Below are 11370 nucleotides of genomic sequence, written 5' to 3'. Positions count from 1 at the left end.
GCCCTTCTCCTGACCCTGACCAGCACCAACGGCGGGGAACTATCTGGCCGCCGTTGGGGAACACACCATGGCCGCCTACGGGGAGATCTCAAGGCCGCCTACGGGGAGTTCCGAACGGCCATTGACAAATCGCCGCGTCGATCTCAGCGCCGAACGGCCCGTGGTCGTCCCGGAGCACATCGCCAGCGTGGACGACCGCGCGCATGCGCAGCCGGTACGCGGGACGGTCGGCGGCCGGCAACGCGGCGTTGTAGTCCACAAGCAGGCGGGCCAGCTTCGGGATGAACGGGGTTAGCAGGCGTGACCTCGGCACCTCGTCGGTCGGCTGGACGAGGACGAGGACGCCGTCGCCGCGGTCTTCGATGGGCTCGCAGAACCGCTCATCGATACCCGCCGCCTGCATCGCCCGATGCAGCAGCAGATAGAGCTGATTCCTTAGCTCGACCTTGATCAGATCGGTGCGGGTCGACGAGCTCTCCAGGTCGAGTGCCAGGATGCTCCGGTGAAGGGGGCCGCAGAGGGGCAAGGTTTTGTCCTCCCATCCCCAGTCGGCGGACGAGTTGTCCACGACGCAGAGGTCGCCACCGCTGAGGTGGCATGTCCCGACACCGCGTCATCGCGATCACGGGCACTCGACACAATGCTTCGCTTCGGGCGGTTGAACCCGAGGCGACCTACTCCCCTTGCCCTCAATATGCCCGACCTGCAGCGCCCGTGCATCATGCACGGCTTGATGCGCTCAGCCGTTCATGCAAATCTATCCTTTTGGTGACACGCACTTTTGAAATTCTCACCCACTCTGGATGAATCCTAAGGTAGTATCTGCGGTGCAATATGCACCGAGGGTTTCACATCGGGATAGCCGACCGCTATCGAACAGTTCAAGATCCGTGACGCCAGGTGGTCACCGCCATTCCTGGTCCCCCTTGGGAAGAGTGGGCCGTGCCGACATCTCAAGCTCCGTCCGTACGCCGCAGACGCCTGGGTGTCGCGCTGCGACGCATGCGTGAGGACAGCGGTCTCAGCACCGAGACGGTCGGACGGCGTCTGCGCTGGTCGGCCAGTAAAGTCTCCCGTATTGAAACGGCGCGGATCGGAGTGCGGGAGTCCGACATTAAGCGGATGCTGCGGCTCTACCAGGCCGAAGACCACGCGCTGACCGAGTTGCTCGCCCTGGCGCGCGAGGCGGCCAGGCCTGGCTGGTGGACCCATTACCCGGGCCTGCCGACCGACCAGGCCGCTTACTGCGCCCTGGAGGACGAGGCCGACCTCGCGCTCGCTTACGAGGCGCAAGTGGTGCCGGGCCTGCTGCAGACAGAGGACTACGCGCGTTGCCTGATCGTGGGCTGGGCGGAGATCGTCCCCGCGCCGCCGACGGTTATCGAACGCGATCTTCAGGTGCGCCTGAAGCGCCAGGAGATCTTGCTGGAACCGCGCTCGCTGCGTTTGACGGTGATCTTGGGCGAGGCCGTGCTCCTGCACCGAGTCGGCGACCGGAAAGTCATGCACAGGCAACTTGAGCAACTCGTGGACCTTGCGGGTCTGTGCAATATCGAATTGCGGATACTGCCATTGGATGCCGACCACAGCGCCGCCCTCCACGCGTTCACGCTCCTGGAGTTCGCGCCTTCCTTCGAGGTCACCTTTCCCGCCGTTGTGCACAGTGAGAGCCATCCGCTGAGCCTCGTCCAGGACGAGACGGTCACGCATGAGCACCGCCGCGTCTTCGAGTGGCTGATGCAACGGAGCCTCACTTCCGCGGATTCAGTTCACCTGATCGAGCGGACCGCCGCTCGCGCCTGGCGCGCCTGACCGCCTCCAAACGTAGCTATTCAGCCTGAGACGGATCTCGTGCGGTGATCTTGTTCAGGCGGCGGGGGGTGTTGGGGTGAGTGCGGGTGGAAGCCAAGGCCCGGTGGTGAACAACCGCTTGAGGGCGTCGAGTTTGTCGATGCCCCATTTGGTGGCGGTGGACAGGTAGGAGTGGACGAGTGCGAAGTCGGCCAGTCCTTCCAAGGTCCTCCAGCAGCCGCCTGAGCTGCGCATTTGGACTTTGACCGGGCGGATCGAGCGCTCTGCTTCGTTGTTGGTGAACTCGGCGGTGCCAGGGTTGGTGGCGAACCGCAGGATCATGTCCTCGAAGGCGCGGAAGCGGCGCGACAGGCGCACGGCGTCGGCGGCGGTGGGAGTCTGCCGGTAGTAGTTGCCGGTGAACCCGTCACTGGCCAGGGCCCGATACCGGGCGGTCAGCGCGGCCAGGGTGTCGGCGTCGAGTTCGGTGTGCCCCTGCGCGCGGGCGGTCCGGGCGTCGTGGTTGGCGTCGCAGAGCAGGGCGGCCATCTCGGCGGCCCAGGACTGCGCGGCCGGTTCGAACTCGTACAGGTCTTTGAGGTCGCGCAGCAGGTGGGCTCCGCACCAGGCGTGCAGCGCGTCGGTCAGATGGGCGTAGCCGCCGTAACCGTCACGCACGATGATCCCGGTGTACCCGGGCAGCACACCGCCGGCATCGATGTCGCCGGAGGACCGGCCGCCGGTGTGCATCAACGTCAGATAGCGGGTGCAGGCCACGTGCACATAGTGCGGCTTCCCGGCCGCGCGAGCAGGGGTCTCGTCGGCGTGCAGCGCGGGCGCCGCCCGCAACAGCTCACGGACCCGCCCGACGAACCCGCCGCCGCGCAACGCGGAGGCCGCCTTACCGCGCACCGTGGCCATCCACCCGGTCGAGGTGGCGATTCCGGCCATCTGCATCAGCAAGATCGTGGAGCGTTTCACCGGAATGTGGTGGCCGACCAGCACGTTCGCGGCCATCGCATGTGTGTCGGGCCCGAGCTGGGCCCGCCCGGAGACATGCCCGGGGGCCTGCCCGACGCTGGTCTGCCCGCATCAGCCGCACTGCTTGGACTGCACCACGTACTCGGTCACGCGAGGTGGCGGCGGGGCCGGCGCCTCGGTCACCTGCCGGCGCTGGAAACCGGCCACCGGCCACTGCTCTAAGCCGGCCCCGCACCCGGCACACCAGATCGGCGGGCACACGATCGTCCGGTCAGGGTTCTCGACCAGCTTCATCGTCGACCCGCCGGCGCCCGGCTGCTTGCCCCGAGGCCGTCGGCCGGGCTGCCGCTGCGACCGATCACGCGACCCGGCCTGCTTGTCGAACACCGGGTCCGACGACGGCGGTTGTGCCTGCCGAGAATTGCGTCGGTGCAGGTGAGTCGGGCAGGGAGTGGGCTCTGGGGCGGGGCTTGATCAGCCGCAGAATCAAGCCGCAGCGGGGCTGTCGTCGCGAGATGATGAGCGGCTGTGCTTTTGCGACTCGCCTACTTGACCGTGACGAACACGTTTGCGGTGTTGCGGCATCAGATCGCCGTATTGGAACGCCAGTCGGCAGGGAAGAGGGTGCGGTTCGCTGCGGCGGATCGGGCGCTGCTGGCTGGCGCTGCTGCACCGGTTGCCTCCCGGAGTGCTGCGGCGGATGCGGCTCCTGGTGCGGCCGGACACGGTGCTGCGCTGGCACCGTGACCTGATCGCGGGCCGACAGGCTACCCGCTCGAAACCCAAGCGGCCGGGCCGTCCACCGACTGTCCGCTCCGTCCGAGCCCTCGTCCTTCGTCTGGTGCGGGAGAACCCGAGCTGGGGATACCGGGCGGGTGCACGGTGAGTTGCTGGTGCTCGGTGTCAAGGTCGCGGCCTCCACCGTGTGGGAGATCCTCAAGGACGCCGGCATCGATCCGGCACCTGAGCGTTCGGCCACCTCCTGGGCCGGGGCCCTGCGGTCTCAGGCCGAGGCGCTGCTGGCGTGTGACTTCCTGGAGACCGTCACGCTCACGGGTGCGCGGATGTACGTGCTGGCGGTCACGCTCGTGCGTGCCTGGCGAGCGGTCGGCGACGGTGACGCACACCATTTCCTCGCGCGCGCCTGTCACGCCGATCCGGTGCTTGAGTGGTCGGATTCGTCCCGGAGTTCAGTCCCGGGGTGGCATCGCCGCCCGTCGAGCTCGTCGGCGGCTCGATCTTGTTCGGGTGGCGTTGGCGGTCAGGCGGGTCAGTAACCGGGTGCTCGCCTCCAGCCAGACCGAGCGGTGTGCGGGGGGCCAGGCGTAGCAGGGTGCCCCGTCATTGATCAGCTCCGCGATGCGTGGCTGCTCCAGTGAGGTGGCCGCGAACTCGTACAGTTCGGCCAGTCTTGGGGCGATGATGCCGTAGTCCAGAGCGCGCGGCAGGCGGCCCTCGGTCGCGATGAGGGATTCGACCGTGATCGCGGTGAGCGGATAGCCTTCTGGGAAGGCGTGGCGCAGGTCGAGGAAAAGCCCGACCATTCCGTGGCGTGGATTGCCGAGGAACCGCCCGAGCGGAGCGAAAGTGCCCAGTGCCAGCCGCGGCCGGGCCGCCAGCGCATGGGTGTAGAGCACGCGCATGAGGGCCACATTCATCATGAAGCGCTCGGCGAGCAGTTCCGCCTCGGCCAGCGGCTCATGCTCCAGATATCCGGCCACCACGCTGGCGTTGTGGGCCCGGTACCAGGCCGCCGCCGACGGGCCGGTGATGAACTCGCCCCACAACTCCACGCTGCGCGAGGACGGGCCGCCAGGGGTACCGTTGTGCAGCAGGCTGGCCTCGACCTTGTCACGCAGCAACCGTTCGTTGACCGCCCGCCACCACGGGCTGCCCGGGCGTTGCCCGGAGGGGCCGTTCAACACGCCGCGGGCGATCTCCCACCGCAGGAAACTCAGCTCGGCCCGATCGTAGCGGCCGCATCTTCCCACCGTCGCGGGATAGAACTCTGCAGCCAGGCGAAGCCTGCCCGCCGTGCTGTTCCGCACGGCCTGGACCCTGTCGGCCGCCAGCAACGCGACCTCGGCCTCACCCACGATCGGCACCCGACGTCGACACTGGCTTCGGGACCTCTCCCGCGGGGTTCCTGGTGGTGGGCAACGGCTGAATCACGGCTGAATCACCTGGTTGAGCGTACGCTCGGGACTGTTGCGGCGATGGATGCGAAGGGGACCGGTCATGGGCCAGAAGGACCTTGTGACGGGTGCGTACGGATACTCGGGAACCTATCTCAGACTCCGGCTCGAGGCGGCGGGCCGCACGGTGCGGACGTTGACCGACCACCCGGCGGCGGACGCCGACATCGAGGTGTTCCCGCTCGCTTTCAACGAACCCGAGACCCTGGCGGCGGCCTTTGAGGGTGTCACGACCTTCTACAACACCTACTGGACTCGGTACGCGCCGAGCGGGACCGGTCACCCTCAGGCCGTTACCCATACCGCGGCGCTGCTGGATGCCGCCTCCCGGATGGGGGTCGAGCGGGTGGTGCACCTCAGCATCGCCAACCCCGATCCCAACTCCTTCTACACCTACTATCGGGGCAAGGCCGCTGTGGAAGCCCTCGTCATCGCCAGCGGCATGTCCTACGGCATCGTACGACCGAGCGTGATCTTCGGCGGCGACGACATTCTGGTCAACAACATCGCCTGGCTGCTGCGCAACTTCCACCTGTTCGCCATCCCCGGTAACGGACGGTACCGGCTGCGGCCCGTGCATGTGGAAGACCTCACCGACCTGTGCGTCCGGCTCGGCGGGGAACGGGCCGACACCGTGATCGACGCGATCGGCCCGCAGTCGTTCACCTTCGAAGACATGGTCGTGGCCATTGCCGAGGCCATCAACACGCCCTACCGGCTCGTGCACCTCCCGCCGGCCGCCGTGTCTGTCCTGTTGCACGGGCTGTCGATCCTCACCCATGACGTCGTACTAACCCGGGACGAGATCGACGGGCTGATGGCCGAACTGGTTATGGTCGAGGGCGAGGCCACTTGCCCCACTCTCTTGACCGACTACCTGCGCGAGAACGCCGACCGGATCGGCCGCCGGTACCGATCCGAGCTTGCCCGGCGACGGCCCCGCCCCGGCACCGCGCCCTGAGGTGTACGGATCGGAGGGCCAGGCGGCGGTTGGAACATCAGCCAGCCAGGGTGCGCTCGAGAACCGGAAAGGAAGGTCAATGGCACGACAGAGGCTGACTGTCAGCGGACACGGCAGACTCCCCGGTGGCGGGAACGTAGCCCCCGCTGGCGGACGTGCTCTCTCCCCGCTGGCGGACATGTGATTTCCCCGGTTCTTGATCGTGATGCCCGGTCGGCAGGCCCGTCCGGGTGAAGAGTTCGAGGGAGATCATGGAGGTCCTGGCAGCGTTCGACGCTACGGGGAGTTATCGTGCGGCGGCCGAGCCGGCCGGGTGCGATCACCACACGGTGGCGCGGTATGTGCGGCTGCGGGAGTAGGGAACCGACCGGCCGGCAAGCCGCGGCGGCCGCGGAAGATCGACGAGTTCACCGAGAAGATCGAGGAACTGGTGCGGTCGGGCGGCCGGGTGCGCCGATGTGGTGCACGAGCGGCTGGTGGCGACGGGCTACTCGGCACTGACCGGACCACCCGGCGGACGGTCGCCGCGACCAAGCAGGCGTATCGGGCCGGACACCGCAGGGTGTCAGGCCCTGGGTCCCCGAGCCGGGGCTGTGGCTGCAGTTCCGTGTGACCAGAGCTTTACGGCTCCCGTCGCTGACTCATCGATGCAGAAAGGACAAATGAACACCATCCGGCGCGACGACCTGCCGATCCACGCCCGAATGACCCATGCCCGCGACGAGGCACTGAGAGGGTTGTTTGATAGGGAATATCCTCGTCTGGGTTGGGTGGGTTGGTGAGGGTTTGGTTACGGCTCATTGACGGTGCGTCGCCATTGGGTTGTGGGTGGCATGGGGCTCGAGGGTGTGAGCGGCGGCCGGAAGCGGCCCCGCTCGGCGGTGTACTACTACTTCGCGGTGTGGCGCGATGACGGCCTGACGCAGACCATCCATGATCTGCTGCGCGGCGGGGTCCGCGAGGTCGCGGGACGGGCCGAGGACCCATCCGCGGTGGTGATGGACTCCCAGACCGTGCACGCCGCGGCCGGTGTCCCCTCGGCCAGCACGGGCCTGGACGCGGGCAACAAGAGCCGGGGCCGCAAACGCGGGATCGCCACCGATGCGCTGAGCCTGCTGATCGCGGTGGTGGTGACCGCCGCGAGCGTGCACGACAACGCCATCTCCGATCGAGCTTTTGGACCGGGTCGCCATCGACAACCCGGGCGTGCGGACCGCGTGGGTGGACGCGGGGTTCAAGAACGCGGTCGCCGACCACGGCGCCGGGCTGGGCATCACCGTCACCGTGGTGCAGCCCGAACCCGGGACCAACGGGTTCGTGCCGGTGCCCAAGCGGTGGGTGGCCGAGCAGACCTTCGGCACGTCCATGCTGCACCGGCGGCTGGCCCGCGACTACGAGAAGCTGCCCGCCAGCAGCCAGTCCCACCTGTACTGGGCGGCCACCGACCGGATGACGCGGCGGCTGACCGGCACCACCACCCGCTGGCGCGACACCCCGCCGCCACCGGCGATCCCGGCCCCCGATACCGCCTGGGTCACCGGCGCGGCCGCGTGACCGACCGCGTGACCGACCGCCCGCCCCCGCCGGTCCCCGAACAACTCCTGCGCCACCTGGCCGTCCACCGTGACGCGGCCCGCACCGAGGTCGACCGGCTCACCGCCGAACTCACCGACGCCCGGCAACAGCTGGACCGGCTGGAGACCACACACCAGACCCTGCTGGAGGTCACCGGAACCGCCGATGAACCGCCCCGACCCGCCGGCCCGCCGCTCCCACCCGCCTACCAGGACATCCTGGGCGTCCTGGCCGACCACCCCGCCGGCCTACGCCCCAAAGACATCGCCCTGGCCCTCAACCTGCCCGCCACCAGCAAGAACACCGTCGAAGGCGTCCGCGCCAAACTCAAACGCCTCATCGGTCGAGACCTCGCCACTGAACCCGAACCCGGACTCTTCACCATAAAACCGAGCAATACCTAACAAACAACCCTCTGAGCCTTTTCAGTGGCGGTTTGGGGGCGCTGATCACAGCATGATCGCGGACGGAGTGGCGGCCTCGAACGTAAAGAAGCCCCTGGTAGGACGGTTGATCTCTCACAACCTCCCGTCCCCACCAGAGGCCTCGCATGCTTTGTACCGTGCTTCGCTGCCGTTGTCGCGTCAAACCCTGGCCTACGCCACCGGTGTCGTCCGCCGCCACCGCCAGGCCATAGGCGGCAAAGGCCGGCGCCTGCCCCCGGGCATGCAGGCCCTCATGACCCTGGTCTACCTGCGCAAAGGCGAGACCTACGCCGAACTGGGTGCGGGATTCGCCGTTTCGACCACCACCGCGTGGCGCTACGTCAACGAGACCGTCGACGCGCTGGCGGCCCGCTCACCCAAGCTCGGCACCGCCCTGGCCAAAGCGGTCAAGGACGGCCTGCCGTACCTGGTGCTGGACGGCACCTTGATCTCCATCGACCGGGTCGCCGCCGACCGGCCGTACTACTCGGGGAAACACCGCCGCCACGACATGAACCTGCAGGTCCTCGCCGCCCCGGACGGCTCCCTGCTGTGGGTGTCGGGACCGCTGCGCGGCTCGGTCCACGACCTGGCCGCAGCCCGGATCTGGGGCCTCATCCGGGCGCTGGCCGCCACCGGGCTGCTCGTGCTGGCCGATAAGGCCTACCAGGGCGCCGGCGCCCACATCCTCACGCCTTGCAAGGGACGCGACAAGCCCGAACCGCAGAAGGACGCCAACCGCGCCCACGCCAGTGATTTCAAGCGTGAGAAGTGGCCCCGTCTTCGCGTGAGTTTCGGCCCCAGTTAGCGATCTTGGGCGTCTTGATCACCAGTGGGATCTGGCCCCACCCATCGACCGGTGGGTCTTCGATGTCGGTGTCGGTCTCTACTCTGCTCCGGAGACTGACGGTGCTGACTGGGAGGATCGTGGTGGGTGCTTGGGCTGTAGGACCGTTCGGCAATGATGACGCCGCTGATTTCTGTGTGGAGTTGGACGGCCTGAGTGAAAACGACCGTCCGGCAGAGATCCGGAAGTGGTTGGAGGCCGCGGTTCAGGAAGAGGGCTATCTGGACGTCGTCGGCGGATCTACCGCTGTTGCGGCCGCCGCGCTAGTTGCCGCCCAGTGTCCAGGCGGTCGGCGGGTCGGAGCTGGTTATGGGCCCGAGCAGCCGATTCCAGTGCTGCCTGATGATCTGCGCATGTTGGCGGTTCAAGCGCTGGACCGCGTGACCGCTGATGACTCCGAGGTCCGAGGCCTGTGGTCGGACGATGAGGAGGCGAGCGACGAGTGGCGTGCGAAGTATGGCGGGAAATGGCAGAAGGAGATCCGCCAGTTGAGGGAGGTCCTGGCCGCGGCTTCTGGTTAAAGCGGGTGTGAACGAGGAGGTGACGGCTTCGCCGCCGCTGTCGTGCTGCTGCGTTCGGACTGGGTCGCCGCGCAGTGCGAGTCCGCTCAAGCGGGAGCAGCGGTTTGCTGCTGATGGGGGAGAGTGACGGCCATGACCAGCGCTCACCCGAGGTCCGCCGCAAGATCCGCACCGGCCAGGACCTGGACACCGCCCTGGCCACCGGGCAATGGCTGCGCACCTGGCTCGCCGGACGCAAAGGCCTGCGGCACGGCACGCTACGCAGCTACCGCACCCACATCACCGTCCACCTGGACCCCGTCCTCGGCCACATCCGCCTGGACCGGCTCCGCGTCGCCGACGTGCAGGCGGTATTCGACGCGATCGACGAACGCAACGAGATGATCACCCGCGCCCGCGAATCGGGCGACCCGGCCCTGCGGGCACAGGCGAAGGGCTGCCGCGTTGTCAGCGCCGCGACCAAACACCGCATCCGCGCCACCCTGCGCGCCGCTCTCAACCAGGCGATCCGGGAACGGCGCATCGACCTCAACGTCGCCTCCCTAGTCGAACTGCCCTCCGGCCGACGACCCAAGGCGCTGGTGTGGACGCCCGAACGCGTCCGTGAATGGCGCCAGGCCCGGGAGAGGTTCATCGAGACCAGAAGCCAAAGGCGTCCTGCCGGACACGCCAGAGCCGGGCACAGCGGACGAGTCAAGCCGATGGACGCCTACGTCAGCACACCGCGCCCTTCCCCGGTCATGGTCTGGACACCCGAGCAGACCGGGATCTTCCTCAACCGCGCCTCCAGGCACCGGCTGTATGGGCTGTATCACCTGATCGCCTTCCGCGGGCTGCGGCGCGGCGAAGCCTGCGGATTGCGATGGTCCGACGTCGACCTGGACGAAGGCACCATCCAGGTCCGGGGGCAGATCACCCAAATCGGCGGCCACATCGAACAAGGACGCCCCAAATCCGAAGCCGGGGAACGCCAGGTCACCCTCGACCAGCACACCATCCAACACCTGGCCGCCCACCGCGCCCACCAGAACCAGGAACGCCTGGCCGCCGGCGACGCCTGGAACGACACCGGATTCGTCTTCGCCCAAGAGAACGGAGACCCGCTGGCACCCATGTTCGTGTCTGAGCAGTTCCTGCTGCTGGCGATGGAAGCCGGGCTCCCACCCGTCCGGCTGCACGACCTACGGCACGGCGCCGCCACCATCCTGCTGCGCGCCGGACACGACCTCAAGGTCGTGCAGGAGACGCTGGGATTGTCGTCGATCAGCATCGCCTCCGACACCTACACCAGCGTCTTGCCCGACCTGGCCCGCCAATCCGCCGAAGACGCCGCCGCAGTCATCCTCAACGCCCGCGCCGAACCGGACGAAACACCATCGCCCGGACGTGTCATCCACCTGCCAGGGACGTCCCGGTGACCTGCACGGGCTGAGCATCGGATTCACAGCGCCGGTGTCCGCAACCGACCGGCTGGTCTGAGCGTGGACACCGGCGCTTGTGCGGTGTGTCCCCAGCCGCCGAAAGGCCGACAAGCGCCTGCACGGTGGCGTTCCCGGGGCCGACGGGGGCGGTTGTGGCCGGAGGAGCGCTGGGTGGGCGATCGCGGCGATTCGCGGGGTGGCGGCGACGGGTTCGCGACATCCGAGCGAACATCGAGCGAACACGGGGACGAACCGGGACGGAATTTTGGATCTTGGCAGTGGTAAGACTGCAGGTTGGAAAGGGGCGCGCCCGGCAGGATTCGAACCCGCGACCGTCGGATTAGAAGTCCGATGCTCTATCCAGCTGAGCTACGGGCGCCCGGCGCCCGGCGGGACGCCGGGACACAGTGTAAGGGGGAGGGTCCCTCGGCTCCACATTTATAACGGCCCTACCATGCGGAAGCGGGCGGCGGTGGTGGGGCCGGGGTCTTATCTTTGGTTGCTGTGGCTGTGAACTTTGAAGTGCCGCTCTCCGGCGGGGACGTCTCGGAGGGTGTGGTGCGGGTCGGGGACACGGTGCGGAGGCCGCTCGGGGCGCACAGTCCGGCCGTGCACGGGGTGTTGCGGCATCTGGAGGCGGTGGGGTTCGACGG

The 11370-nt window shown here is 67.9% G+C and carries 9 protein-coding genes, 1 tRNA gene and 3 pseudogenes; 8 read left to right on the top strand and 5 right to left on the bottom strand.

From position 1 onward, the window contains the following. Window positions 1-88: 88 nt before the first annotated feature. Window positions 89-568 carry a hypothetical protein gene (locus E1285_RS38655; protein ID WP_132159565.1) on the bottom strand — a complete coding sequence of 160 codons (480 nt, stop codon included), beginning with the start codon at window positions 566-568 and terminating at the stop codon, window positions 89-91. Window positions 569-900: 332 nt separating this feature from the next. Between E1285_RS38655 and E1285_RS38650 the strand changes: the two genes are divergently transcribed. Further along, entirely contained in the window at window positions 901-1812 is a 912-nt protein-coding gene (locus E1285_RS38650) for a helix-turn-helix transcriptional regulator (RefSeq protein WP_347814121.1), read from the top strand. Window positions 1813-1866: 54 nt separating this feature from the next. Here E1285_RS38650 and E1285_RS38645 read toward each other — a convergent pair. From E1285_RS38645 to E1285_RS38630, 3 genes and pseudogenes are all read right to left on the bottom strand, one after another. Continuing rightward, a pseudogene (locus E1285_RS38645) lies at window positions 1867-2871 on the bottom strand (IS66 family transposase); the annotation flags it as partial. 12 nt (window positions 2872-2883) lie between these two features. Further along, window positions 2884-3159 carry a hypothetical protein gene (locus tag E1285_RS38640; protein WP_132159562.1) on the bottom strand — a complete coding sequence of 92 codons (276 nt, stop codon included), beginning with the start codon at window positions 3157-3159 and terminating at the stop codon, window positions 2884-2886. 803 nt (window positions 3160-3962) lie between these two features. Further along, window positions 3963-4868: a hypothetical protein gene (locus E1285_RS38630; RefSeq protein WP_207947129.1), complete on the bottom strand. Its 906-nt coding sequence runs from the start codon at window positions 4866-4868 to the stop codon at window positions 3963-3965. 142 nt (window positions 4869-5010) lie between these two features. Here E1285_RS38630 and E1285_RS38625 point away from each other — a divergent pair, with 142 nt between their 5' ends. The 7 genes and pseudogenes from E1285_RS38625 (at window position 5011) to E1285_RS38595 (ending at window position 10714) form a co-directional block, all read left to right on the top strand. Beyond that, window positions 5011-5928: an NAD-dependent epimerase/dehydratase family protein gene (locus E1285_RS38625; protein WP_165966933.1), complete on the top strand. Its 918-nt coding sequence runs from the start codon at window positions 5011-5013 to the stop codon at window positions 5926-5928. 230 nt (window positions 5929-6158) lie between these two features. Continuing rightward, window positions 6159-6534, top strand: a pseudogene (locus E1285_RS47895) (IS21 family transposase); the annotation flags it as partial. Between the two features lie 570 nt (window positions 6535-7104). Further along, entirely contained in the window at window positions 7105-7482 is a 378-nt protein-coding gene (locus E1285_RS38615; RefSeq protein ID WP_165966932.1) for a transposase, read from the top strand. Beyond that, window positions 7479-7907 carry a hypothetical protein gene (locus tag E1285_RS38610; protein WP_132159559.1) on the top strand — a complete coding sequence of 143 codons (429 nt, stop codon included), beginning with the start codon at window positions 7479-7481 and terminating at the stop codon, window positions 7905-7907. The genes E1285_RS38615 and E1285_RS38610 overlap by 4 nt, the downstream gene beginning before the upstream one ends. A gap of 151 nt (window positions 7908-8058) precedes the next feature. Next, window positions 8059-8679 (top strand): annotated as a pseudogene (locus E1285_RS38605) (transposase family protein); the annotation flags it as partial. Window positions 8680-8837: 158 nt separating this feature from the next. Next, the gene (locus E1285_RS38600; protein ID WP_207947128.1) at window positions 8838-9296 is read left to right on the top strand and encodes a DUF4259 domain-containing protein; all 459 of its coding nucleotides are present in this window, start codon (window positions 8838-8840) and stop codon (window positions 9294-9296) included. 113 nt (window positions 9297-9409) lie between these two features. After that, on the top strand, window positions 9410-10714 hold the full coding sequence (locus E1285_RS38595; RefSeq protein WP_132159557.1) for a site-specific integrase: 1305 nt from the start codon (window positions 9410-9412) through the stop codon (window positions 10712-10714). Between the two features lie 308 nt (window positions 10715-11022). On the opposite strand, the gene E1285_RS38590 is transcribed toward E1285_RS38595, so the two are convergent. Then, window positions 11023-11096 (bottom strand) — tRNA-Arg (locus tag E1285_RS38590). Between the last annotated feature and the right edge of the window lie 274 nt (window positions 11097-11370).

The organism is Actinomadura sp. 7K507, from assembly GCF_004348425.1.
Classification (GTDB): Bacteria; Actinomycetota; Actinomycetes; order Streptosporangiales; family Streptosporangiaceae; genus Spirillospora.
The sequence above is the reverse complement of the archived record's forward strand: the minus strand, read 5'-3'. Positions and strand labels throughout refer to the sequence as shown.